The organism is Azospirillum sp. B510, assembly GCF_000010725.1.
Taxonomy (GTDB): domain Bacteria; phylum Pseudomonadota; class Alphaproteobacteria; order Azospirillales; family Azospirillaceae; genus Azospirillum; species Azospirillum lipoferum_B.
In genome coordinates this window covers 1,470,330-1,493,332 of sequence record NC_013854.1, presented here as the reverse complement: position 1 = coordinate 1,493,332, position 23,003 = coordinate 1,470,330, and the positions used below count along the sequence as shown (strand labels likewise).

Here is a 23,003-nt window from a genome sequence, read left to right as displayed (position 1 = left end):
GAACCGCGCCAAGGTAAACTGCACGGTTCAGTTCAAAGTCGGTTCAACCGGAGGTTCCGGTCAGAACACGAAGGACGCCTTCTTTTCGAAGCCAGGCAGCGCGTGCGGCCGGGCCTCGAACAGGATGCGGCTGGACACCACGCCGGCGACGCGCTGGAACAGGCGGACCTCGCCGACGCCGCCCGTGCCCTGGACGATGGCGACCAGACGCCCGCCTTCCGCCAGTTGGCCGGTCAGCGACGCCGGAACCTCCGGCACGGTACCCTCGACGACGATGACGTCGTAAGGGGCGTTTTGGGCGTACCCCTCCGCCAGCGGACCGGTGACGGTCTTGGCATTGGCGATCCCCTGCCCTGCCAGCGCCGCCGAGGCGGCGGCGGTCAGCGCGTCGTCGCAATCGAGCCCGACCACCGACGACGCCAGACGGGCCAGCACAGCGGTGGAGTAGCCACCGGCGGCACCGACGTCGAGAACACGGTCGGTCTCCTGCACGGCGACGGCCTGGAGCATGCGGGCGAAGACCATCGGCTCCAGCAGGAAGCGGCCCTTGCCGATGGGGAGATCGTCATCGACATAAGCGACGCCGCGCGCCGATTCTGGGACGAAGGCTTCGCGCGGAAGCTCCGACAGGACGTCGACGAGACGGTGATCGGTCACCTTGTTGGGACGGATCTGTCCCTCGACCATGAAATAGCGTGCGGCGGCGAAATCGGTCATGGCGGTCGCTTATTGATGTGTTGTGACGACACCGGCACCAAGCCGAACAGCGAACGGCTTCCTGCCATGGCGGTATATAGCCGCAAAGGCTTGGCGAACACAACGCCACAGGGGTTCATTGCCACGGGCGCAGACCTTGATCCTCGCCGAGGGGCGGCGGCTCGGGCCGCAGGCATGCGGGAAGCCGGCGGGTGATGTTCAAAAATCGTCACCATTCGCCTTGACCGCACCGTTCCGGGCCGCTATACCACCGCTCCACACCGAGGGCGCGACGGAAACGGAGCGCCGGTGCCGGTCAGGGTTGGCGCGGTGGCAGAGTGGTGATGCAGCGGACTGCAAATCCGTGTACGTGGGTTCGATTCCCGCCCGTGCCTCCAACCCTGGCAAATTTGACCGACAAACTTGCGAGCATCCTCGGATAGCTCGGACACAGCCCCGCCCTGGCGGGGCTTTTTGCATTTGGGCCTTGTTTTCGTTGACGGAATGCCTTCTCCGCCCCGTCCGGAAGAAAATTCGTTTTCTTGCTGGAATTGGCTTGGCAGGGCCGGAAGGTTCGGCTATACACCCGCCACGCCAACGACGGCGGCCACCGAAAGGCCGGTCACCGATCCCGGTTAGCTCAGTTGGTAGAGCAGCGGACTGTTAATCCGCTTGTCGCTGGTTCGAGTCCAGCACCGGGAGCCAGATTGAAAGGGCTGGATGCAAAGCGCATCCGGCCCTTTCTTCTTTCCGCGTCATTGCGCCTTGACTGTGGCACCTCAGTAACCGAATTCGGTTTACAGCAGGCGGGCTAGGACCGACGGTCGTCCGCCATGGCGAGACCTAGTCCCAAAAGACGATCCTGACTTGCCGGAAGCGAGCTGCCACGGGCGGCGATCCAGGCGTAGACTTGATAACAATCCGGGTCCGAAGTCATGGGCCGGGCGTCCCCAGCCGATGGAGGATCGCCGTGCTTCTGCCATTCCAGTCCGATCATTTCCGCACCGCCCCGCCGCTTGGCAGCTCCGGCCATCGCGCGTCCGGACCCGGTGATCATCCGCTCCGGACGGTGGACTGTGTCACCGCCGCCCTGCTGTTCCTGGTCGCCGTGCTGCTCGCCCTTCTGGTCTTCACCGGATGGGAGGGCCTCACGGCCGGCAGCAGGCCGCAGGCCTACGAGAACACGCCGGTTCTGGTGATCCCGCCCCATCCACGGTGAGGCGCTCTACTCCACCAGATCGTCATAGAGGCTGTCGCCGGACTCCGAGGGATCGCCGGCCGCGGCACCAACCGCCACCCGCTTCCATTCCCCGCACCAGTCGGTCGACAGGGTGATGGGAAAGTCGCCCTCGGGGCTGCGCGGGGTCACCACCGGCGGATAGCGCCGGCAGGTTCCCTTGGGGCCGCGCTGACGAAGCCCCTGCCCTTCCCAGAAGCGGCAGGTGTAGCAGGTATCGAGTCGCTTCATCGCGGACCGCTCTCCTTCTGATCGCCGATGCCGACGGCCGATGCCGACGACCGGCAGGGCCGGCCGGCATCCGCGCCCGCCGTCCCGTCAGCCGGTGGAGGGCGGCTTGGCCGGCCGCATCGTGTGAGCGCATCTGGCGTAATACGCCTTGATGTCGGCGTCCAGAACACTGCGGCGGCGCTCCTCCTCGGAGCCCTCCGGCGCGTCGCTCAGACGCTGGAACTCCTGGACGGCCCGTTCCAACTCCTGTTCGCTGTCGATGGGCATGCTGTCGCCTTTCCTGACGGTTTTCGCACCAGGACGGAACAACAGCGGACGGTGGCGGTAGGTTGCCCCGGACGCCACCACGCTTTTGTGCCGCGACCAGGGGCGCACCGCTTGATGAGTCGTGCTTCAGGCGCAATGTCATGTCCGTGTCACCCGAGTCGCGACGGACAGGGCCGCGCGGCGGCGGGCGTGCCCTTGGCCCTGCCCAGCGCGGGAGTGCGGCGTCATGCGGGTCGTCTCAACAACGGTCGTGCTGCGGCTGGCGGCCGCGATCCTCCTCAGCCCAATGGGCCCGTATGGGCTGATGGGGCTGCGGGCAGACCTGGCGCGGGCGGCGGAACCGGAGCAACTGGACCCGCAGCGGGTGCTGCGCTCGGTCGTCGGCATCAGCGCCGTCGTGCCGCCGGACAGCCAGAGCGCCCGGACGCTGGGAACGGAGCGCCAGGGCAGCGGCATCGTCATCGACGGGTCCGGCCTGATCCTGACCATCGGCTATACGGTGATGGAAGCGTCGCAGATCCAGGTCGCCGCCGCCGACGGACGCAGCTATCCCGCCAACATGGTCGCCTATGATCCCGTCAGCGGATTCGCCCTGCTGCGGGCGGAGATGGGGTTCTCGGCTCCTTGGATGCGGCTGGCCAAGGCGGACACGGTGACCGGTGCGGTGAAGGAGGGCGACACGCTGCTGGCGCTCAGCGGCGGCGGCAATCGCGGAGCGACGGCGGTGAAGCTGGTCGGCAAGCGGGAGTTCGCCGGCTATTGGGAATATCTGGTGGATGAGGCGCTGTTCACCTTCCCGCCGATTCGCGCCTTCAACGGCGCCGCCCTGGTCAATCGCGAGGGGCGGCTGGTCGGAGTCGGCTCGCTTCTGGTGGCGGAAGCGGTGCCGGGCCGCGGCCTGCCCGGCAACATGTTCGTTCCGGTCTCGGCCCTGGAACCGATCCTGGCCGATCTGCTGGCCTACGGCCGGCGGCAGGAACCGGCGCGGCCCTGGCTGGGCGTCACCCTGCGCGAGGAGATGGGGCGGCTGCTGGTGGAGAAGGTGTCGCCGCGCGGTCCGGCCGAGTCGGCGGGCCTGCGTCCGGGCGATTGGATCGTCGGCGTCGGCGGCCAGCGTTTCAGCGGGCTGGCCGATTTCTACCGCAAGCTCTGGGGCCTGGGGCCGGCCGGCATCGTCGTGCCGCTGGAGGTGATGCGCGGCTCCACCCTGACCCCCGTCCCGGTGACCTCGGCCGACCGCGTGCGCTTCCTGCGGCTGAACCCGACGCTGTGATGGGCAGTCCCCAGCCGGGACTCCCCGCCGGGATGGCTTGTGGCCGGAGCCGGGGCGTAGCACCCTGCCGCGAACAGCCACCCATGGAACCGCCCCGATCATGAACCATCCCGACATCGAAATCCTCGACCGGAAGACCGTCTACAAGGGCTTCCTGACCATCGACGTCTACCGTCTGCGCCATAGGAAGTTCGATGGCACCTGGACCGAGGCGCTTCCCCCGCGCGAGGTGTGCGACCGCGGCCCGGCTGTCGGCGTCCTGCTCTATGACCCCGACCTCGACAAGGTGGTGATGATCGAGCAGTTCCGGGTTGGGTCCGCCGCGGCCGGCGGGCCGGCCTGGATGACCGAGATCGTCGCCGGCATGGTCGGCGAAGGCGAGGCGCCGGAGCAGGTCGCCCGCCGAGAATCGCTGGAGGAGGCCGGCTGCGCCATCGGCGAGATCCAGCATATCTGCGATTATTATGTCAGCCCCGGCGCCTTCACCGAGCTGGTTTCCGTCTTTTGCGGCCGGGTGGACAGCCGCAACCTCGCCGCCACCGGCGGGCTGGAGGAGGAGCATGAGGATATCCGGATCATGGCCCTGCCCGCCGACGAGGCGATCCGCCTGATGGACGAGAACCGCCTGTGCAATTCGGTCGCCATCATCGCCATCGGCTGGCTCGCCCGTCATCGCGACTCCCTGCGCAAGCGCTGGCTCGGCGAAGCGTGAAGGGTCGGGGCGGCTCCCGCCCGTCGCCCCGATTTTCACACGCGACTCCCGTTCAATGCTGTGTTTCACACCCCCAGCCTTGAAACCGCCGTCCACTGCCCTGATAGTATCGGCTGAAATCCACACCGGATTTGGCCACATCAGACTTCGGGAGTACCCGCCTTGGATATCCGCAACGGCTTCATCGGCGCCATCGGCAACACGCCGCTGATTCGCCTGGAAGGGCCCTCGAAGGCGACGGGCTGCGAGATCCTGGGCAAGGCCGAGTTCCTGAACCCCGGCGGATCGGTCAAGGACCGCGCCGCCCTCGCCATCGTTCGCGATGCCGAAGAACGCGGCGCGCTGCGCCCCGGCGGCACCATCGTCGAGGGCACGGCCGGCAACACCGGCATCGGGCTGGCGCTGGTCGGCAACGCCCTGGGCTACCGCACCGTCATCGTGATGCCGGAGACCCAGAGCCAGGAAAAGAAGGACATGCTGCGCCTGATCGGCGCCGACCTCCGGCTGGTCCCGGCGGTCCCCTATTCCAACCCCGACAATTACGTCCGCTATTCCGGCCGGTTGGCCGAGGAGTTGGCGAAGACCGAGCCGAACGGCGTCATCTGGGCCAACCAGTTCGACAACACCGCCAACCGCGAAGGCCACCGCACCACCACCGGCCCGGAAATCTGGGAGCAGACCGGCGGCAGGCTCGACGCCTTCACCTGCGCGGTCGGCAGCGGCGGCACGCTGGCCGGCATCGCGCTGGCGCTGAAGGAGCGGAACCCGGACATCCGCATCACCCTGGCCGATCCGCTGGGGGCCGCCCTCTATAGCTATTACAAGACGGGCGAGCTGAAGTCGGAAGGCAGCTCCATCACCGAAGGCATCGGCCAGGGCCGCATCACCGCGAATCTGGAGGGGGCGCCCATCGACGACGCCCTGCAAATCCCGGATGAGGAGGCGTTGCCGATCGTCTTCGACCTGATCAAGACCCAGGGGCTGGTGCTGGGCGGCTCGTCGGGCATCAACATCGCCGCGGCGATGCGGGTGGCGCGCGATCTCGGTCCCGGCCATACGGTGGTGACCATCCTGTGCGACGGGGGGCAGCGTTACCAATCGAAGCTCTTCAATCCCGACTTCCTCCGTGAGAAGAATCTTCCGGTGCCAGACTGGCTGGCCTGAGTCGCTCTGATTAAGGAATCCAGGGAAGACATGGACGCGCTGTTCCGCGAGGACGCCTACGCCCGCAACTGCGTCGCCACCGTCACGACGGTGGATGAGCGCGGCATCCGGCTCGACCGCACCGTTTTCTACCCGACCGGCGGCGGCCAGCCGGGCGACAGCGGCGCCCTGCGCTTCGACGGCTTCACCGTCCGCATCAAGGACACCGTCAAGGGCGACGCCGGCCCCGACGACGTCATCCATGTGCCGGAGGAGGGGCAGGAGCTGCCCGACCCCGGCACGGCGGTGGAGGCGGAGATCGATTGGGAGCGCCGCTATCGCCACATGCGCATGCACACCGCGCTCCATCTGCTGTGCGCGGTGGTGCCGGGATCGGTGACCGGCGGCCAGATCGGGGCGGACAAGAGCCGGCTGGACTTCAACGTCCCGGCCGAATCCCTCGACAAGGACGTCCTCGCCGAGGCGGTCAACAGGCTGATCGCCGCCGACACGCCGGTCGGCACCCGCTGGATCAGCGACGAGGAGATGGCGGCACAGCCGGAGCTGGTGCGCACCATGTCGGTGAAGCCGCCGGCCGGCGGCGGCCGGGTGCGCCTGCTGAATGTCGAGGGCGTCGATTTGCAGCCCTGCGGCGGCACCCATGTCGCCCGCACCGGCGAGATCGGCGGAATCGAGGTCACGAAGATCGAAAACAAGGGCAAGCAGAACCGGCGCGTCGTCATCGCGCTGAAGGACTGAGCCCCCTTCCATCGCCCACCCAAGGACGCGCAGCATGAGCGAGAACAGTGTCGAACCGCTGACCGGCCCCGTCGTCTCCACCGACTGGCTCGCCCGCAACCTGGGCCGGACCGGCCTGAAGCCGCTCGACGGGTCCTGGCACATGCCGGCCCTGAAGCGCGACATCCGGGCGGAGTTCGCGGCTTGCCGCATTCCCGGCGCCCGGCTGTTCGATGTCGACGAGGTGGCGGCGCCGGATACCCATCCCCTGCCCCATATGGCCCCGGACGAGGCCATTTTCGCCGCGAAGGTCGGCGCGCTCGGCATCGGCGACGGCGATACCGTGGTCGTCTATGACAGCGCCGGCATGGCGACGGCGGCGGCGCGCGTCTGGTGGCTGTTCCGCCTGTTCGGCTTCGAGCGGGTCGCGGTCCTCGACGGCGGCCTGCCGAAATGGCTGGCCGAGGGCCACCCGACCGACTCGGGAGACCCGGCCGCGGTCCAGCCGGCGGCCTTCACCGCCCGCAAACGGCCGGAGCTGATCCGCAGCGCCGATCAGGTTCTGGCCAACATCGACACCCGATCCGATCAGGTGACCGACGCCCGCGCCCAGCCGCGCTTCGAAGGGACGGTGGCGGAGCCCTGGCCAGGACGGCGCAGCGGCCGGATCCCCGGCAGCTTCAACCTGCCCCACACCGACCTGATCGACGCCGAAACCAAAACTCTGCTGCCGCCGGACGCCATCGCCGCGAAGGCGCGCTCCGCCGGGCTGGATCTGGAGCGGCCGGTGGTGGCGTCCTGCGGCAGCGGCATCACCGCCTGCGTCATCGCCCTCGGCCTCGCCACCGCCGGCAAGGCGGACGTGGCGATCTATGACGGCTCCTGGGCCGAATGGGGCCTGCGGGAGGATCTGCCGCTGGAAACCGGGCCACGCCAGCCGTGACCGATTCCATTGCTGTCAGGGCCTGCGCGGCGGAGGACCGCGACGCCGTCGTCGCCCTGTGGTCCGCCTGCGGACTGCTGGTCCCCTGGAACGACCCCGCGGCGGATTTCGCCCTTGCATTGTCGAAGGAGAATTCCACCGTGCTGGCCTGTCTTATCGACGACAGGATCGTCGCGACCGCCATGGTCGGGCAGGATGGTCATCGCGGCTGGATCTATTACCTCGCCGTCGATCCCGCCCAGCAGGGCCGGGGCCTTGGCCGCCGCATGGTCGCTGAAGCCGAATCCTGGCTGGCCGCCACCGGCATGCCGAAGGTTCAGCTTCTGGTCAGGAGCACCAACCAGAAGGTGTTGGCCTTCTATGAGCGGCTGGGTTATGCCAAGCCACCCTCAACGCTGATGCAGAAATGGCTGACCAACCCTTCTCCCTGACCCGTCCGGTTCCGCCAGCCGCGAGCCGGCCGGGCCATTTGCCGGTGATCGTCACCTATCTGAGGATGACGGCACCGCCCGCCCATGCGCCGCTGCGCCAGCCGGCGGGCAACTTGGCGCTGGTCCGGGCCAATCCGCCGAGCTGGTCCTTCTACCGCTACCTCTACGACACGGTGGGGGAGCCCTGGCTGTGGCACGAACGCCGCCGCATGCCGCGCAAGGAGTTGGAGCGCTCGATCCACGACCCGCTGGTGGAGGTGTGGGTGCTCCATGTCGACGGCACGCCGGCCGGTTTCGCCGAGCTGGATCGGCGGAGCGCGGAGACCGATCTGGCCTATTTCGGCCTGATTCCCGATTTCATCGGTCACAAGCTCGGTCCCTGGCTGCTCGACAGCGCGATCCGCAAGGCATGGGACGGCGGGGCGAAGACCCTGGTCGTCAATACCTGCACCTTCGACCATCCGAAAGCGCTGCCGCTCTATCAGAGCATGGGCTTCGTCCCGACCCGCCATGTCGCCCGCGAGGTCCGCGACCCGCGGCTTGACGGCGTGATCCCGCGCGGCGCCGCGACCCATATCCCGCTGGCGGGGTGAGACCGGGGCGACGCCCCCCTTGACCAGCGCGCCCACTCCGCCCCATCTACGGCAAGGCGCCGGAACCCGATCGCGGGGCGGCGCGTTGTCTCAGGCCGGGCGGATGCGCCGCCCCGACGCGTGTGAGGTTGGCCCTTGGTGGAATGGATCATCCGGACGCTGGTGCTGTGCTTCGTCGTCGGCTTCCTGCTGTCGTTCCTGCACATCGATCCGGCCAGCATCCTGACGAACAGCTGGCAAACGGTGCGCGACATCGCGGAACTGGCGATCGACGCCGGCCGCTGGGCCCTGCCCTACATCCTGATCGGCGCCGTCGTGGTGGTGCCGCTGTCGCTGATCGGGCTGGTGCTGCGCTGGAGCCGCTCGCGCACGCACTCGTAGGTCCCGCTCCCGAGAAATCCGGACAAAAAAACAGGAGGCTCCGGAACCGGCGCCTCCTGTGAAACAGGGAGGGTTAGAGACAGCCAAAGGTCTACGCCGATCGGCCCCCTCCCGCGTTGATGCATGTCAACCGGCCGATACTTTGTCGATGCCTTCCAGCAGCCGCACCATGCCGCGGCAGACCGGCAAAGAAAAAACCGGAGCCATCCATGCGGATGCTCCGGCTCAGTGATACAGGGAGGGTTAGAGACAGGAAGGACCTTATCCGGATTGACCTAGCTCCTTCGTTGATCTGCATCAAAAGCGGGTATGTCTCCCGACTGTTTGCGCGCGTCGTTCCGCCGCAGCCCTCCCGCCCCCTTTCATCACCCGAGAATCTCCGCCAACGCCACAACCAGCGCCTTGTTCTCCTCTTCCCGGCCGACGGTGATGCGCAGGCAGTCGGGCAGGCCGTATTCGGTCACCGCCTTCACCAGGATGCCGCGGCGGGCGAGATGGTCGATGACCGCCTGGGTGCCGAGCGACGGATCGGTCGGCACGCGGGCGAGCACGAAATTGCAGACGCTGGGATAGACCCGCAGCCCGACCCGCGCCAGCTCGCGCGACAGCCAGGGCAGCCATTGGGCATTGTGGGCGAAGGTCGCCTCCTCATGCTCGGCATCGCTCAGGGCGGCGGCGGCGGTCAACTGCGCCGGCAGCGAGACGTTGAAGGCGCCGCGGATGGCGTTCACCGCCTCGATCACCGTGGCCGGACCATAGCCCCAGCCGACCCGCAGCCCCGCCAACCCATGCATTTTCGAGAAGGTGCGGATCAGCATGACATTGTCGGAGGTCTCGACGATCTCCGTGCCGTCGCTGTAGTCGGGCAGCCGGCAATAATCGGCATAGGCCGAATCCAGCACCAGCAGCGTGTGGGACGGCAGGCCGGCGCGCAGGCGCTGCACCGCGTCGGCCGGGATGTAGGTCCCGGTCGGGTTGTTGGGGTTGGCGAGGAAACAGATTCTCGTCCGCTCGCTGGCGCGGTCGATCAGCGCCTCGACATCCACCACCATGTCGCGCTCGGCGGCGACGACCGCGGTGGCGCCGGCGGCGCGGATCGCCTTGAGGAATCCGCGATAACCCCGCTCATGGCACAGCACCTCGTCACCCGGACCGGCGAAGGCCTGGGCGACCAGATGGATCAGCTCCTCCGATCCGGCGGTGCAGACGATATGCTCGGCATCGATGGAATGGCGGCGCGCGATGGCGTGGCGCAACGGTTCCTGGTCCCAGTCGGGATAGCGGTGGATCCGGGTCGCCGCCTCGCAATAGGCATCCAGAGCCAACGGGCTGGGGCCGAGGGGATTGTGGGTCAGCGACAGGTCGATCCATCGGCGGCCGTCACGCGGCGGGCGGATGGGACGGTACGGCTTGATCTGGCCAACGCTGGGACGGGGGCTGAGCAGGTCCATAACCTCGATCTCCGTAAGCGGATCGGTCGAACAGCACGTCAGGCGACCGATTGAACCGCAAACGGGGGCGCGGCGCCACAGGACATTGCGCCGCGCACCTTAAGTCGAGGTGTTTTGTTTCCATATGACGGATCGGCGGAAATCAACCGCCGATCCGTCCGGTGATCAATGGTTCAGGATCTGGCTGAGGAACAGGCGTGTACGCTCGGACTTCGGATTCGAGAAGAAGGCGTCCGGCGTGTCCTGCTCGACGATCTCGCCACGGTCCATGAAGATCACGCGGTCGGCGACCGACTTGGCGAAACCCATCTCGTGCGTGACGCACAGCATGGTCATGCCGTCCTCGGCCAGCCCGATCATGACGTCCAGCACCTCCTTGACCATCTCGGGGTCGAGCGCCGACGTCGGCTCGTCGAACAGCATCACCTTCGGGCTCATGCACAGCGACCGCGCGATGGCGACGCGCTGCTGCTGGCCGCCCGACAGCTGGCCCGGATATTTCTTGGCCTGCTCGGCGATGCGCACCCGCTTCAGGTAGCTCATCGCCCGCTCCTCCGCCTCCGCCTTCGGCATCTTGCGGACCCAGATGGGGGCGAGCGTGCAGTTCTCCAGCACGGTCAAATGCGGGAACAGGTTGAAGTGCTGGAACACCATGCCGACTTCGCGACGGACCAGCTCGATGTTCTTCAGGTTGTTGGTCAGCTCGATCCCGTCGATGACGATCGTGCCCTTCTGATGCTCCTCCAGCCGGTTCAGGCAGCGGATCATCGTCGATTTTCCCGACCCGGACGGGCCGCAGACGACGATGCGCTCGCCCTTCTGGACGCGGAGATTGACGTCCTTCAGGACGTGGAACTCGCCGTACCACTTGTTGACGCCCGAGCAGCGGATGATCTCCTCGCCGCTGAGGGTGTGCTTCGGCTTGGCGGCCTGGGACATGGCCTGGGACATGGATCTTACGTCTCCCTGACGGCAAGGATCTAGCGGCGGTGGCCGCGATTGAGATCGCGTTCGAGCTTCTGGCTGTATTTCGACATGCTGAAGCAGAATATCCAGTAGATCACGCCGATGAACAGATAGGCCTCGCGGTAGAAACCGCGCCAGGACGGGTCGGACAGCGCCGCCTTGGCGGTGCCGAGCAGATCGTAGAGGCCGATGATGATGACGAGCGAGGTGTCCTTGAAGAAGCTGATGAAGGTGTTCACCAGCGGCGGGATGGCGACGGCCAGCGCCTGCGGCAGGACGATCTTGCGCATCTTCTGCCAATAGCTGAGCCCCAGCCCGTCGGCCGCCTCATACTGCCCCTTCGGGATCGCCTGAAGGCCGCCACGGATCGCCTCGGCCATATAGGCGGCGGCGAACAGGATGAAGGCGATCTGCGCCCGCAGCAGCTTGTCGATCGACACGCCGTTCGGCAGAAACAGCGGCAGCATCACCGAGGCCATGAACAGCAGGCTGATCAGCGGCACGCCGCGAATCAGCTCGATGTAGGTGACGCACAGCACCTTCACCGCCGGCATGTTCGACCGCCGGCCCAGCGCCAGCAGGATCGACAGCGGGAAGGCGACGGCCAGACCGATCACCGACAGGATAATGGTCAGCGGCAGGCCGCCCCACAGCGTGTTCTCGACATAGGTCAGGCCAAGGACGCCGCCCCACATCAGGACCGCCACCAGCGCCAGCCCGGCGGCCCAGACCAGCCCGAGCCACGGCTTCCAGAAACGGCGGTCGCAGCTGGCGACCAGCAGGGCGATGAAGATGCCGATGGTCACCAGCGGCCGCCACTGCTGTTCCCAGGGGAACATGCCGAACATGATGAAGCGCAGCTTCTCGCTGATGAACCCCCAGCAGGCGCCGCTGGCATCCTGCCGGCAGACCGCGGAGGTGGACTCGAAGCCGTGGGCGCGGATCAGCAGCCAGTTGAGAAAAGGCGGGATCGCGGAGCCGAGCAGACCAATGACCAGGATGGTCAGGATGGCGTTGTACCAGCTGTTGAACAGGTTGTTCCGCAGCCACGCGATCGGGCCTACGGTGTTGGCCGGCGGACGCTCGTCCGGCAGGCCGACGCTTTGCACGTTGTCGGTCATGGCCGTTACCGCTCCACCAGCGCGATGCGCTTGTTGTACCAGTTCATGAAGATCGAGATGCTGAGGCTGATGACCAGATAGGTGCCCATGATCATCGTCACGCCTTCGATCGCCTGACCGGTCTGGTTCAGCGTCGTGTTGGCGATCGACACCAGATCGGGATAGCCGATGGCCAGCGCCAGCGAGCTGTTCTTGGTCAGGTTCAGATACTGGCTGGTCAGCGGCGGCACGATCACCCGCAGCGCCTGCGGCAGGATCACCAGGCGCAGGGTCGGGCCGCTCGGCAGGCCCAGCGCGCGGGCCGCCTCGGTCTGGCCCCAGTTGACCGCCTTGATGCCGCTGCGCACCACCTCGGCGATGAAGGCCGCGGTGTAGAGGGTCAGGCCGGTCAGGATCGCGAAGAATTCCGGAGAGATGGCGAGGCCGCCGGAGAAGTTGAAGCCGGCCAGCGTCGGCATGTCCAGCGCCGTCGGCGCTCCGCCGGCGAGCCAGGCCAGGATCGGCAGGCCGATGATCAGGCCGAGCCCGGCCCAGCCGGCGGGGAACCGCTGTCCGGTGCGGGCCTGCCGCGCCTTGGCCCAGCGCGACACCCCCCAGGCGGCGGCGATGCCGACCAGGAACGCGATGCCCATGCTGCTCCAGACCGGATCGGCGGCGGGAACCGGCACGCGCAGGCCGCGCTGCGACAGGAAGACGCCCGGCAACGGATTCAGCGCCTGGCGCACCGGCGGCAGTCCGTCCGACACCAGGGCGTACCAGAAGAACAGTTGCAGCAGCGGCGGGATGTTGCGGATGATCTCGACATAGGTCGAGGCCAGCCTGGCGATCAGCCAATTGCTGGACAGGCGGGCGACGCCGATGATCGTGCCGATGACCGTCGCCAGGACGACGCCGATGATCGACACCTTCAGCGTGTTCAGGACACCGACCAGGAAGGCCCGGCCATAGCTGTCCTTCGGCGAATAGTCGATCAGCGACTCGCCGATGCCGAAGGCCGCTTCACGCTCCAGGAAATGATACCCGGTCGCGATCGAGCGCCGCGCGAGGTTGTCGAGCGTGTTTGAAATCAGGAACCAGCCGACCAGGACGACCGCGCCGACCACCAGGATCTGGTAGACGATGGCGCGGAACGTCGGGTCGCTGAGGGAAAACGATACGCCACCCGGCGGCGGAGCGCCTTGGGTGGTCCGGGTCTCGGTCGCCACGGACTACTCTCCCCCAACCATCGCGCCCATACGGTGCCCACGCGGTCCCGGACGTTCCGCCGGGCATTTCCCACACCGTAGGGGATGCGACATGTCTCCACATGCGGTCCTTTGCGCGGGCGTTTCGTTGACGCCCTTGCGCGACCGCCCCTCTACCGGAAGGCCGCCCCTGAACAGACGGGCGGCCTTCAAACGGTGGCGAGCCTTACCGGAACGGCTGCGCGTACATCAGGCCGCCCTTGGTCCACAGGGCGTTCAGCCCGCGCTCCAGCTTCAGCGGGGTGGCCGGGCCGACGTTGCGGTCGAAGATCTCGGCATAGTTGCCGACCTTCTTCACGATGTTGTAGGCCCACTTCTCGTCCAGGCCCATCGCCTTGCCCATGCCCGGCGAGGTGCCGAGGAAGCGCTGGATGTCCGGGTTCTTGGAGTTGGCGAACTCGTCGATGTTCTTCGAGGTGATGCCGAACTCTTCCGCCTGGATGGTCGCATAGACCGTCCACTTGACGATGTCGAACCACTGGTCGTCGCCATGGCGCACGGCGGGGGCCAGCGGCTCCTTGGAGATGACTTCCGGCAGGATCACATGGTCGTCGGGAACCGGGGCGACACCGGCGCGGGTGCCGGCCAGACCGGAGACGTCGGTGGTCAGCACGTCGCAACGGCCGGCGAAATAGGCGGCGTTGACCTCGTCGTTCGACTCGATGACGACCGGGTTGTAGGTCATGTTGTTGGCACGGAAATAATCCGCCAGGTTCAGTTCGGTCGTCGTGCCGGACTGGACGCAGACGGTGGCGCCGTTCAGCTCCTTGGCGCTCTTCACGCCCAGCTTCTTCGGAACCATGAAGCCCTGGCCGTCATAATAGGTGACGGGGGCGAAATTGAGACCGACCGAGGTGTCGCGGGTCAGCGTGACGGTGGTGTTGCGCGACAGCAGATCGACCTCGCCCGACTGGATGGCCGGGAAGCGCTGCTGGGCGGACAGCGGGGTGAACTTGACCTTGTTGGCGTCGCCGAAGATGGCGACGGCGACGGCACGGCAATAATCGACGTCCAGGCCGGTCCAGTTGCCGGCGCTGTCGGGGTTGCCGAAGCCCGGAAGGCCGGCGTTCACACCGCATTGCACAAAGCCGCGCTGCTTGACGGTGTCGAGCGTGGCGGCGCCGGCAACGGCGCTGGCGGAAACGACCACGGCCGCCGCGGCGGCGGCCAGGAACCCTGACTTCATATTATGAACTCCACCCTGTTCTTGCGTTCTTCGCATTGGAGCGATCTGACGACGCGCCTGGTCACGCCGGCCTTGCGATCCGGTCGGACCGACCTCTCGGGATCCCCCCCACCGGACCGGTCCTGTCAGGATCGCGACGCAGCCATGCGCGTGGGACAAGAGTGTAGCAGCTTGATCCGACTTGTCGAATCCTCTGTGCGGTGGTGGTGATACCAGAATATCCTGTCCACCAACGGTCTTTGCGCGCAATGGGCGATGGCCGAAGGGCGTTCGGGATGACACAATGTTCGGCCGCGCCCACAGGCTCGGCCGGGGGTTCCCCGCCGGTCCGGCTCGAAGGGCCGGCTTGCGCCGCTCCAGCCAAACGGACAGTCGATGAAGGACGTCACCAAGGACACCATTCTCGTTCATGCCGGCCGCGATCCGCGGAACAACCACGGCATCGTCAATCCGCCGGTGTATCATTGCTCGACCGTGCTGTTCCCGACCCTGGACGCGCTGGAGGAAGCCGACCGTAACATGCTGACCAGCGTGAATTACGGCCGCATGGGCACCCCCACCACCTTCGCCTTCGAAGAGGCGGCGGCGGCGCTGGAGGGTGGTTACCGGTCGGTGAACACCGGCTCGGGCCTCGCCGCCATCGCCGTCGCGCTGTCCGCCTTCACCAAGGCCGGCGACCATGTGCTGATCACCGACAGCGCCTACGGCCCGACCCGCCGCTTCGCCAGGGAGACGCTGGCCCCCTATGGCGTGGAGGTCGAGTTCTACGATCCCTGCATCGGCGCCGGCATCGCGGCGCTGCTGCGGCCGAACACCAGCGTCGTCTTCCTCGAATCGCCGGGATCGCTGACCTTCGAGATTCAGGACGTGCCGGCCATCGCCGCCGCGGCCAAGACCGTCGGCGCCACGGTCATGATCGACAACACCTGGGCGACTCCGCTGTTCTTCCGCCCCTTCGACCATGGCGTCGATCTGTCGATCCATGCCGCGACCAAATACATGGTCGGCCATGCCGATGCGATGCTCGGCGTCATCACCTGCCGCGACGAGGCGAGTTGGACGGTGGTGAAGAAGACCGCCACCCGATTCGGCGTCTGCGGCGGGCCGGACGACCTCTATCTCGGCCTGCGCGGCCTGCGCAGCATGGCGGTGCGCATGCGCCAGCATCAGGACAGCGCGCTGGCGCTGGCCGACTGGCTGGCGGCCCGGCCGGAGGTGACGCGGGTGCTGCATCCCGCCCGTCCCGACTTCCCCGGCCATGCGCTGTGGAAGCGCGACTTCACCGGTTCCAGCGGCTTGTTCTCCATCATCGTCAACCCGGTCCCGCGCAAGGCGCTGGCGGCGATGCTGGACGGGATGGAACTGTTCGGCATGGGCTACAGCTGGGGCGGGTTCGAGAGCCTGATCCTGCCGGCCCGGCCGGCGGCGGTGCGCTCCGCCACCCGCTGGAGCGATCCGGGGCAACTCCTGCGCCTGCATGCCGGCCTGGAAAGCCCCGACGACCTGATCCGCGACCTCGAAGCCGGCTTCCGCCGGATGGCCGCCGCCCTGTGAGCTGCAAGGCCCCGTGAAGGAGTGACTTGTCATGACGGACGCACCGTCGATCGATGCCGCCGCCTTTGAGGAGGTGCTGGCCGCCATCCGCTTCACCGCGGACGGTCTGGTGCCGGCGATCGCCCAGGCCGACGGCACCGGTGAGATTCTGATGATGGCCTGGATGAACCGCGACGCGGTGCTGGAGACCCTGTCCACCGGCCGCGTCTGCTACTGGTCGCGCTCGCGCGGCGGGCTGTGGCGCAAGGGCGAGACCTCCGGCCAGGTTCAGCGCCTGAAGGATTTCCGGGTGGATTGCGACGGCGACACCCTGCTGCTGATCGTCGAGCAGGATGGCGTCGCCTGCCATACCGGCCGGCGCAGCTGTTTCTACCGCGCCTGGCGCAACGGGACGCTGGAGACGATCCAGGAGGTGCAGACCGATCCCGCCATTCTCTATGGCGGGCATGCGCATAGCCATGGTTGAACGGGCAGGGCTGGGAGACAGGACGGGACCGGCGATTCGGCGCCGCCGCGACGGTTCTTGATCCACATCAAGGCGACAGCCCAACCGAAGGGGATACACATCGTCTTGTCTCTAACCCTCCCTGTATAAGACTGCACCGGGCGTTCCTTTGGACGCCCGGTTATTTTTTGCAGGCACGGTCCCATCCGCGATCGTGGATATCGAATGGCGCGTTCGCGTCATCGAACCTCTTTCGGACGATCCGGTCCGGCCGGGTGTCCGGACGGCAGCCTAGGGCCATTCCGGCATCGCATCGCCTTCGGCGTGGTGGGTTGCTCCCTTCCGCCGGCCAAAACCTGTCCGAATGGGTGAGAAAACTCCAGTTCAGTCACAGGAAAATCCTGTTTTTGGTCACATATGCTTCGATAATGGAAACAGTTGAATTCCTGAATCCCGACAAGTTCCAATTATCTGTGTCATCTTCTCCGGTCTCCATTGTACTGCCCCTTTATCGCTTTTCGACTGCTCTGACCCCATGGTTAACATCTCATTAATCGTTAACAACACGTTAACGGCACTGATGGAGAGACGCCATGCGCCAGTTCTGGGGGACTTCGAACGCCGACGTCATGACCGGTACCGCCTATGACGACCGCATCGACGGTTTGAATGGCGACGACCGCATCGACGGCGGCGCCGGCAACGACCAGCTCTATGGCGAACAGGGGAATGATTCGCTGATCGGCGGGCTGGGCAACGACCAGCTCCATGGCGGTGACGGCAATGACTGGCTCGGCGATCCCTATGGCGGAAACGAGGCCGGCAACGATTCGATGTGGGGCGATGCCGGCAACGATCAGCTGTTCGGCGGCGACGGCAACGACATGCTGGATGGCGGCACCGGCAACGACATTCTGAAGGGGATGCGCGGAGACGACACCATGATCGGCGGTGCCGGCAACGACACCTTGTATGACAGCTATCGCGACGGCGGCGCCGACCTGTTCCAGCCCGGTACCGGCGACGACCTGATGGTCAGCTACACCGACGGCCAGATCGACCGTTTCCTGATGGAGCGGGCCGCCGGCGGCTTCGGCCATGACACCATCAGATATTTCGAGAAGGGCATCGACCAGATCGAGTTCCACGGCTACACCGCCTCGCAAATGGCGCTGACCACCGATGGGACGAATTCGATCTTCACCTTTGCCGACGGTTCGTCGCTGACGGTGGACCAGCTCGGATTGAGCGCCGGTCACGACTTCATCTTCACCTGAGCGAACGGCGGCCGGCTCTCCGGACGAGGTGCTTCCGCGCCGATGGAGGCACCCCATCGGCGCGGAAGACCTCCGACGATGCTCGTGCTGTTGTCGGAAGACACATATCCGCGCCGTCAGCAAAGGGGCTGAAACCGATGGACCACCGCCGCCTTTCCTTGCGTCTGCTCTTCGCCGGTCTTCCGGTCCTGACTCTCGGCGCCTGCGCCAGTTCCGACATGGGCGGTGTCCCGGCGGCGGAGATGGCGACCGAGCCACCGCTGGAACTGGTCGGGCTGACGGTGCAGACGCCGGATGGACGCCGCATGCTCGGCAATGTCACCGACCTCGTGATCGGCCCGACCAACCGGGTCGAACAGGCGGTCGTCACCGTCGGCGCCCCGCTGTTTCCCAACGAACACAAGGTGGCGGTCGCCAGCGACAATCTGCGCTATGCCCGCGACCGGCAGGCCGTGATCCTCACCGGCATGTCGGCGGAGGAGTTCGCCGCCCTGCCCCCGGTCGGCCGCAGCGACCGCATGGTTTCGTTCGGCGGCGGAGAAAGCGGCGGCGAAACGACCCTGCCCGCCGGCCCCGCACCGGCCGCCGGCGGGAAGGGCGCAGGCCGACCGCGCTGACCCCTTCCCACCCGGACGCGGCGAAGGAACCCACCAAACGAAAGGGGGCCGGACGAACCGGCCCCCATCATGGACTTCCGAATGGCGTGACGCCTGCCGTCACTTGCCCTGAAGCTGCTTCATGATGTCGTCGGCCTGGTTGTTGTCCTGCTGGGACGGGCCGCCGAAGGGCGGTGCGACATCCTGGTTGTCGAAGGCCGGGATCTCGATCTTCACGTCGTTCAGGTTGATCACCGGTCCCTTGTCGCGGCCGGCATCGACCAGTTGCGGGAAGCCGATGACGAGACCGACCATGATGATCTGGATGATCACGAAGGGCACGGCACCCCAATAGATCTGGCCGGTGGTGATCCTGCCGATCTTCTTGCCGGTGATCTTGTCGAGGTAATCGGTCTTCGGCGCCACCGACCGCAGGAAGAACAGCGCGAAGCCGAAAGGCGGGTGCATGAAGCTGGTCTGCATGTTGACGCCGAGCAGCACGCCGAACCAGATCAGGTCGATGCCCAGCTTGTCGGCCACCGGCCCCAGCAGGGGCACGATGATGAAGGCCAGCTCGAAGAAATCGAGGAAGAAGGCCAGGACGAAGACCAGGATGTTGCAGACGATCAGGAAGCCCAGCTCGCCGCCCGGCAGGCCGATCAGCAGATGCTCGACCCACAGGTCGCCGTTCACCGCCCGGAACACCAGACCGAACACCGTCGAGCCGATCAGGATGAACACCACGAAGGACGACAGCTTGGCGGTCGAGTCCATCGCCTGACGCATCAGGTTCCAGCTCAGCTGCCGCTTGGCCAATGCCAGCAGGATGGCGCCGGCGGCCCCCATGGCGCCGCCCTCCGTCGGGGTGGCGATGCCGAGGAAGATGGTGCCCAGCACCAGGAAGATCAGCACCAGCGGCGGCACCAGCGAGGTGATGACGCGCAGCAGCAGCTTGCCGCCGCGCAGGCTGCGGGCCTCCGGCGGCAGGGCCGGCACCATTTCCGGCCTGATGATGCTGGTGAGCAGGATATAGCCGGCATAGAGCGCGGTCAGCACGAGGCCGGGGATCAGCGCGCCGGCATACATTTCGCCGACCGAACGGCCGAGCTGGTCGGCCAGCACGATCAGCACCAGCGACGGCGGGATGATCTGGGCCAGCGTGCCGGACGCGGCGATGACGCCTGATGCGACGCGACGGTCATAACCGTAGCGCAGCATGATCGGCAGCGAGATCAGCCCCATGGAGATGACCGAGGCCGCCACCACGCCGGTGGTCGCCGCCAGCAGCGCCCCGACGAAGATCACCGCATAGGCCAGACCGCCGCGGATCGGACCGAACAGCTGCCCGATGGTGTCGAGCAGATCCTCGGCCATGCCGGATCGCTCCAGGATCAGGCCCATGAAGGTGAAGAAGGGGATCGCCAGCAGTGTGTCGTTGCGCATGATGCCGAACACACGTTCCGGCAGCGCCTGCAACAGTGCCGGGGTCAGCAGCCCCAGCTCGATGCCGATCAGGCTGAACACCAGACCGTTGGCGGCCAGCGCGAAGGCGACCGGGAAGCCCATCAACAGGAAAATCACCAGGGCGCCGAACATCAGCGGCGCCATGTTGGCGGATACGAATTCGACCATCTGGGGGGCGCTCCCGGTCCTTAGGAATGGCTGTGCATCTTCTCGCCCGGCTCGTCACGGTCACCGGTGAGAAAAGCGACGCGCTTGATCAGTTCCGACACACCCTGCGCGGTGAGCAGGAAGAAGCCGACCGGGATCAGAAGCTTCGCGGGCCAACGGATCAGGCCGCCGGCATCGCTCGACATCTCGCTGGTGCTGAAGCTGTCCCAGAACATCGGAAGCGACAGCTTCAGGATCAGGATCGTCATCGGGAACATGAAGACGACGATGCCGAAGATGTCGACCCAGGCCTGGACCCGCTTGGAGAAGCGGCCCAGAATGATGTCGATGCGGATATGCTCGTTGCGCAGGAAGGTATAGCCGGCGCACAGCAGGAACACCGCGGCGAACAGGTACCATTGCAGTTCCAGCCAGGCGTTGGAACTGATGTTGAACGCGTAGCGGATGACCGCGTTGACCGAGCTGACCACCACGGCGACCAGCACCAGCCAATAGGCGAGCTTGCCGATGCCCTCGTTCACGGCATCGATCAGCGCGCTTACTTTGAGCGGCCCCTCCGGGAAGCTGATCAACAATCCGATCAGAAAACCAATCAAAAGCCCCACCCAAGGACTGATCTGCCAGTTCAGCCAGGGACTGGCCACCAGACCTATCAGCAGGCCGATTATCGTGCTTGTCAGCAGATGCCTCAAAGGAGAAACCTCCCTGTTGCGGGCGCACGGCTTTGACCGTCCCCTTTTGCTTTTGTCGCAGCCGCACGGGTGCGGCGGATCGCGACCTTCTCTCGGTTGGAGGATATATCAAAAGATAGGAATTAAAGGGACTATTCCTTTCCCGTCGGCAAGCGGCAAGGGAGACGTTGGATTTACGTATAATCCCGTAGGCATATAGCGCGTAATGCCTCGCAAATCGCCTCGCAGACGGCGACCCATTCCCCTGTCCAGGCCGGACGGCCCCGAAGGTCATCGCATTCCGGGATTGACGGGGATGTTCAGAGCGCGTTTTCGGTGGTCCCGCCGATTGCGCCGGATTGGCACGATTTCTGCTGTGCCTGGAAGGTCCGTGTTCGGACCGTCAAGAAAGAAATCGAAACTTCTGATTCCAACGATTTCACGGCGTGTTCCGGATGGACTGGTTTTTATTGAGGGAGGATGAGAATGACGTGGCTGCGGAACATGACCATCCGGACGAGGACGATTGCTTCGTTCACGGCCGTTGTCGTGATGATGATCGGATTCGGAGTTTTTTCGATCCTGCAAATGGCGGCCATGAACCAGAAATCCCTCGAGATCAGGAACAACTGGCTCCCCTCCGTCGCGACAATCGCAAACATCTACACCCTTTTTGACTTTTATCGAATTGTGGAAGGTGCCCACATAGTTGCGAACAATGAGGAGGATAGGAATGCAGAAGAGAAAACCATGTCGGACGTCCTTATCGCCTTTGAAAAGTCCGATAAGGAATATTCAACAAACCTGATGCCGGGATTTGAGACCGATACCTATCGCGCCTTCAAATCGGCCTGGGACAATTATCTGGCGATCAGCAAGAACTCCGTGATCCCCCTGTCCCGTGCCGATAAGGATGCCGAGGCGGGAGTGATCTTCCGCGGGGACGAGCGAGGGGAATACCGCAAGGCGAAGGCTTTCCTGCAACAATTGATCGACTTCAACACGCGCGAGGGCGCGAAAGCTGCCGATGATGGCCAGAATCGGTATGAAACCAGCAGAACCCTGCTGATTGCCGCATCCATGCTGGTGACGCTGATCTGCGTCGGTCTCGCCCTTTCGCTGCTGTCCAGCGTCGTCAGGCCGATCCTGACCCTGACCGGCACCATGGACCGCTTGGCGAGCCGCGAGTTGTCGGTGGCGGTGGAGGGAACCGACCGCAAGGACGAGCTGGGCGCCATGGCGCGTGCGGTCCGGGTGTTCAAGGACGGCCTGCTCGAGGCCGACCGCCTGGCCGCCGCCGAGGCTGCCGAACAACAGGCGAAGATGCGCCGGGCCCAGGCCGTCGAACGGCTGATTGCCGGCTTCGAATCCTCGTCGAGCGCGGCCCTGCGCACCGTGTCCGCCGCCGCATCGGAACTGGACGCCACCGCGCATTCCATGTCGGCGATGGCCCGGCAGACCAGCAGCCAGGCCACCGTGGTGGCGTCGGCCGCCGAGCAGACCAGCGCCAACGTCCAGACCGTCGCGACCGCGACCGAGGAAATGGCGAGCTCCATCCGCGAAATCGGAACCCAGATCGCAAGATCGGCCGACATCGCCGGCAAGGCGGTGCATGAGGCGAACCAGACCAGCGATGCCGTCCGCAGCCTGGCCGAGGCCGCCCAGAAGATCGGCGAGGTCGTCGGCCTGATCACCGACATCGCCAGCCAGACCAACCTGCTGGCCTTGAACGCCACCATCGAAGCCGCCCGCGCCGGCGAGGCCGGCAAGGGCTTCGCCGTGGTCGCCAGCGAGGTCAAGAGCCTCGCCGGTCAGACCGCCAGGGCGACGGAGGAGATCGCCAGCCAGATCGGCGCCATTCAGCAGACGACGCAAGGGGTGGTGACGGCGATCGCCGGGATCGGCGGGACCATCGGCAGCATCAACGACATCACCACCGCCATCGCCGCCGCCATCGAGGAGCAGAGTGCGGCGACCACGGAGATCTCCCGCAACATCCAGCAGGCCGCCGCCGGAACGGAGGAGGTGACGGGGAGCATCGTCCAGGTGAACCAAGCGGCCGGCGATACCGGCGACGCCGCCGGCCAGGTGCTGTCCGCCGCCGCCGAATTGTCCCGGCAGGCCGAGAGCATGCGCCGCGACGTCGAGGCCTTCCTCGGCGACATCAAGGCCGCCTGACCGCTTTCATGGCACCACAGGGGGCATCGCCAGCCGC

At 66.0% G+C, this 23,003-nt stretch carries 24 protein-coding genes and 2 tRNA genes; 16 read left to right on the top strand and 10 right to left on the bottom strand.

Annotated features, from left to right (window positions below; all coding sequences use genetic code 11):
- Window positions 1-60: 60 nt before the first annotated feature.
- Window positions 61-717, bottom strand: coding sequence for a protein-L-isoaspartate O-methyltransferase family protein (locus AZL_RS06905; protein ID WP_012973921.1), 657 nt, complete (start codon window positions 715-717; stop codon window positions 61-63).
- 303 nt (window positions 718-1,020) lie between these two features.
- Here AZL_RS06905 and AZL_RS06900 point away from each other — a divergent pair.
- The 3 genes from AZL_RS06900 to AZL_RS06890 all read left to right on the top strand — a co-directional run bounded on the left by AZL_RS06900 (window position 1,021) and on the right by AZL_RS06890 (window position 1,915).
- A tRNA-Cys gene (locus tag AZL_RS06900) sits at window positions 1,021-1,094 on the top strand.
- A 231-nt stretch (window positions 1,095-1,325) separates the two neighbouring features.
- Window positions 1,326-1,401, top strand: a tRNA-Asn gene (locus tag AZL_RS06895).
- A gap of 265 nt (window positions 1,402-1,666) precedes the next feature.
- Window positions 1,667-1,915, top strand: coding sequence for a hypothetical protein (locus AZL_RS06890; protein WP_012973920.1), 249 nt, complete (start codon window positions 1,667-1,669; stop codon window positions 1,913-1,915).
- Window positions 1,916-1,921: 6 nt separating this feature from the next.
- On the opposite strand, the gene AZL_RS06885 is transcribed toward AZL_RS06890, so the two are convergent.
- Both AZL_RS06885 and AZL_RS06880 read right to left on the bottom strand, forming a co-directional pair.
- Complete coding sequence (locus AZL_RS06885) at window positions 1,922-2,164, bottom strand: hypothetical protein (protein WP_042442716.1); 243 nt, start codon at window positions 2,162-2,164, stop codon at window positions 1,922-1,924.
- Between the two features lie 87 nt (window positions 2,165-2,251).
- A complete protein-coding gene (locus AZL_RS06880) occupies window positions 2,252-2,431 on the bottom strand; it encodes a hypothetical protein (protein WP_042442714.1) in 180 nt (59 codons plus the stop codon).
- A gap of 226 nt (window positions 2,432-2,657) precedes the next feature.
- Between AZL_RS06880 and AZL_RS06875 the strand changes: the two genes are divergently transcribed.
- The 8 genes from AZL_RS06875 to AZL_RS06840 all read left to right on the top strand — a co-directional run bounded on the left by AZL_RS06875 (window position 2,658) and on the right by AZL_RS06840 (window position 8,645).
- Window positions 2,658-3,704: a S1C family serine protease gene (locus AZL_RS06875; protein ID WP_148219241.1), complete on the top strand. Its 1,047-nt coding sequence runs from the start codon at window positions 2,658-2,660 to the stop codon at window positions 3,702-3,704.
- Between the two features lie 100 nt (window positions 3,705-3,804).
- Window positions 3,805-4,416, top strand: a complete 612-nt coding sequence (locus AZL_RS06870) for an NUDIX domain-containing protein (protein ID WP_012973917.1) — start codon at window positions 3,805-3,807, stop codon at window positions 4,414-4,416.
- 162 nt (window positions 4,417-4,578) lie between these two features.
- A complete protein-coding gene (locus AZL_RS06865; RefSeq protein ID WP_012973916.1) occupies window positions 4,579-5,580 on the top strand; it encodes a cysteine synthase A in 1,002 nt (333 codons plus the stop codon).
- Window positions 5,581-5,610: 30 nt separating this feature from the next.
- Complete coding sequence (locus tag AZL_RS06860) at window positions 5,611-6,318, top strand: alanyl-tRNA editing protein (protein WP_012973915.1); 708 nt, start codon at window positions 5,611-5,613, stop codon at window positions 6,316-6,318.
- Window positions 6,319-6,352: 34 nt separating this feature from the next.
- Window positions 6,353-7,240 (top strand): rhodanese-like domain-containing protein, encoded by an 888-nt coding sequence (locus AZL_RS06855; protein ID WP_012973914.1) that lies wholly within the window; start codon window positions 6,353-6,355, stop codon window positions 7,238-7,240.
- Window positions 7,237-7,671 carry a GNAT family acetyltransferase gene (locus AZL_RS06850; RefSeq protein ID WP_012973913.1) on the top strand — a complete coding sequence of 145 codons (435 nt, stop codon included), beginning with the start codon at window positions 7,237-7,239 and terminating at the stop codon, window positions 7,669-7,671. The genes AZL_RS06855 and AZL_RS06850 overlap by 4 nt, the downstream gene beginning before the upstream one ends.
- Window positions 7,647-8,264 carry a GNAT family N-acetyltransferase gene (locus AZL_RS06845; RefSeq protein ID WP_012973912.1) on the top strand — a complete coding sequence of 206 codons (618 nt, stop codon included), beginning with the start codon at window positions 7,647-7,649 and terminating at the stop codon, window positions 8,262-8,264. Before AZL_RS06850 ends, AZL_RS06845 begins: the two co-directional genes overlap by 25 nt.
- 138 nt (window positions 8,265-8,402) lie before the next feature.
- Window positions 8,403-8,645 (top strand): hypothetical protein, encoded by a 243-nt coding sequence (locus tag AZL_RS06840; RefSeq protein ID WP_247894306.1) that lies wholly within the window; start codon window positions 8,403-8,405, stop codon window positions 8,643-8,645.
- A 365-nt stretch (window positions 8,646-9,010) separates the two neighbouring features.
- On the opposite strand, the gene AZL_RS06835 is transcribed toward AZL_RS06840, so the two are convergent.
- The 5 genes from AZL_RS06835 to AZL_RS06815 form a co-directional block, all read right to left on the bottom strand.
- Complete coding sequence (locus AZL_RS06835) at window positions 9,011-10,096, bottom strand: pyridoxal phosphate-dependent aminotransferase (RefSeq protein WP_012973911.1); 1,086 nt, start codon at window positions 10,094-10,096, stop codon at window positions 9,011-9,013.
- Window positions 10,097-10,261: 165 nt separating this feature from the next.
- Window positions 10,262-11,047 (bottom strand): amino acid ABC transporter ATP-binding protein, encoded by a 786-nt coding sequence (locus AZL_RS06830; RefSeq protein WP_012973910.1) that lies wholly within the window; start codon window positions 11,045-11,047, stop codon window positions 10,262-10,264.
- A 29-nt stretch (window positions 11,048-11,076) separates the two neighbouring features.
- Window positions 11,077-12,183 carry an amino acid ABC transporter permease gene (locus AZL_RS06825; protein WP_012973909.1) on the bottom strand — a complete coding sequence of 369 codons (1,107 nt, stop codon included), beginning with the start codon at window positions 12,181-12,183 and terminating at the stop codon, window positions 11,077-11,079.
- A gap of 5 nt (window positions 12,184-12,188) precedes the next feature.
- Complete coding sequence (locus tag AZL_RS06820) at window positions 12,189-13,388, bottom strand: amino acid ABC transporter permease (protein WP_012973908.1); 1,200 nt, start codon at window positions 13,386-13,388, stop codon at window positions 12,189-12,191.
- A gap of 205 nt (window positions 13,389-13,593) precedes the next feature.
- Window positions 13,594-14,613, bottom strand: a complete 1,020-nt coding sequence (locus AZL_RS06815) for a transporter substrate-binding domain-containing protein (RefSeq protein WP_012973907.1) — start codon at window positions 14,611-14,613, stop codon at window positions 13,594-13,596.
- A gap of 375 nt (window positions 14,614-14,988) precedes the next feature.
- On the opposite strand from AZL_RS06815, the gene metC reads away from it, so the two are divergent.
- The 4 genes from metC to AZL_RS06795 all read left to right on the top strand — a co-directional run bounded on the left by metC (window position 14,989) and on the right by AZL_RS06795 (window position 18,506).
- Window positions 14,989-16,167 carry a cystathionine beta-lyase gene (gene metC, locus AZL_RS06810; protein ID WP_012973906.1) on the top strand — a complete coding sequence of 393 codons (1,179 nt, stop codon included), beginning with the start codon at window positions 14,989-14,991 and terminating at the stop codon, window positions 16,165-16,167.
- Window positions 16,168-16,198: 31 nt separating this feature from the next.
- Window positions 16,199-16,633: a phosphoribosyl-AMP cyclohydrolase gene (gene hisI / locus AZL_RS06805; RefSeq protein ID WP_012973905.1), complete on the top strand. Its 435-nt coding sequence runs from the start codon at window positions 16,199-16,201 to the stop codon at window positions 16,631-16,633.
- Between the two features lie 572 nt (window positions 16,634-17,205).
- Entirely contained in the window at window positions 17,206-17,889 is a 684-nt protein-coding gene (locus AZL_RS06800; RefSeq protein WP_012973904.1) for a calcium-binding protein, read from the top strand.
- A gap of 137 nt (window positions 17,890-18,026) precedes the next feature.
- Window positions 18,027-18,506, top strand: a complete 480-nt coding sequence (locus AZL_RS06795) for a PRC-barrel domain-containing protein (RefSeq protein ID WP_012973903.1) — start codon at window positions 18,027-18,029, stop codon at window positions 18,504-18,506.
- 99 nt (window positions 18,507-18,605) lie between these two features.
- Here the strand turns inward: AZL_RS06795 and AZL_RS06790 are convergent, their stop codons facing one another.
- On the bottom strand, window positions 18,606-20,117 hold the full coding sequence (locus tag AZL_RS06790; protein WP_012973902.1) for a TRAP transporter large permease: 1,512 nt from the start codon (window positions 20,115-20,117) through the stop codon (window positions 18,606-18,608).
- 20 nt (window positions 20,118-20,137) lie between these two features.
- Window positions 20,138-20,689, bottom strand: a complete 552-nt coding sequence (locus AZL_RS06785; protein WP_247894305.1) for a TRAP transporter small permease subunit — start codon at window positions 20,687-20,689, stop codon at window positions 20,138-20,140.
- 579 nt (window positions 20,690-21,268) lie between these two features.
- Between AZL_RS06785 and AZL_RS06780 the strand changes: the two genes are divergently transcribed.
- Window positions 21,269-22,966, top strand: coding sequence for a methyl-accepting chemotaxis protein (locus AZL_RS06780; protein WP_371304227.1), 1,698 nt, complete (start codon window positions 21,269-21,271; stop codon window positions 22,964-22,966).
- The last annotated feature ends 37 nt before the right edge of the window (window positions 22,967-23,003 follow it).

What these genes read in the sequence shown, in the direction of transcription:
- AZL_RS06905 (WP_012973921.1), bottom strand. Translation starts at nt 717, where the DNA reads ATGACCGATTTCGCCGCCGCACGCTATTTCATGGTCGAGGGACAGATC.
- AZL_RS06885 (WP_042442716.1), bottom strand. Translation starts at nt 2,164, where the DNA reads ATGAAGCGACTCGATACCTGCTACACCTGCCGCTTCTGGGAAGGGCAG.
- AZL_RS06880 (WP_042442714.1), bottom strand. Translation starts at nt 2,431, where the DNA reads ATGCCCATCGACAGCGAACAGGAGTTGGAACGGGCCGTCCAGGAGTTC.
- AZL_RS06875 (WP_148219241.1), top strand. Translation starts at nt 2,658, where the DNA reads ATGCGGGTCGTCTCAACAACGGTCGTGCTGCGGCTGGCGGCCGCGATC.
- AZL_RS06870 (WP_012973917.1), top strand. Translation starts at nt 3,805, where the DNA reads ATGAACCATCCCGACATCGAAATCCTCGACCGGAAGACCGTCTACAAG.
- AZL_RS06860 (WP_012973915.1), top strand. Translation starts at nt 5,611, where the DNA reads ATGGACGCGCTGTTCCGCGAGGACGCCTACGCCCGCAACTGCGTCGCC.
- AZL_RS06855 (WP_012973914.1), top strand. Translation starts at nt 6,353, where the DNA reads ATGAGCGAGAACAGTGTCGAACCGCTGACCGGCCCCGTCGTCTCCACC.
- AZL_RS06845 (WP_012973912.1), top strand. Translation starts at nt 7,647, where the DNA reads ATGGCTGACCAACCCTTCTCCCTGACCCGTCCGGTTCCGCCAGCCGCG.
- AZL_RS06835 (WP_012973911.1), bottom strand. Translation starts at nt 10,096, where the DNA reads ATGGACCTGCTCAGCCCCCGTCCCAGCGTTGGCCAGATCAAGCCGTAC.
- AZL_RS06830 (WP_012973910.1), bottom strand. Translation starts at nt 11,047, where the DNA reads ATGTCCCAGGCCATGTCCCAGGCCGCCAAGCCGAAGCACACCCTCAGC.
- AZL_RS06825 (WP_012973909.1), bottom strand. Translation starts at nt 12,183, where the DNA reads ATGACCGACAACGTGCAAAGCGTCGGCCTGCCGGACGAGCGTCCGCCG.
- AZL_RS06815 (WP_012973907.1), bottom strand. Translation starts at nt 14,613, where the DNA reads ATGAAGTCAGGGTTCCTGGCCGCCGCCGCGGCGGCCGTGGTCGTTTCC.
- metC (WP_012973906.1), top strand. Translation starts at nt 14,989, where the DNA reads ATGAAGGACGTCACCAAGGACACCATTCTCGTTCATGCCGGCCGCGAT.
- hisI (WP_012973905.1), top strand. Translation starts at nt 16,199, where the DNA reads ATGACGGACGCACCGTCGATCGATGCCGCCGCCTTTGAGGAGGTGCTG.
- AZL_RS06800 (WP_012973904.1), top strand. Translation starts at nt 17,206, where the DNA reads ATGCGCCAGTTCTGGGGGACTTCGAACGCCGACGTCATGACCGGTACC.
- AZL_RS06795 (WP_012973903.1), top strand. Translation starts at nt 18,027, where the DNA reads ATGGACCACCGCCGCCTTTCCTTGCGTCTGCTCTTCGCCGGTCTTCCG.
- AZL_RS06790 (WP_012973902.1), bottom strand. Translation starts at nt 20,117, where the DNA reads ATGGTCGAATTCGTATCCGCCAACATGGCGCCGCTGATGTTCGGCGCC.
- AZL_RS06780 (WP_371304227.1), top strand. Translation starts at nt 21,269, where the DNA reads ATGAGAATGACGTGGCTGCGGAACATGACCATCCGGACGAGGACGATT.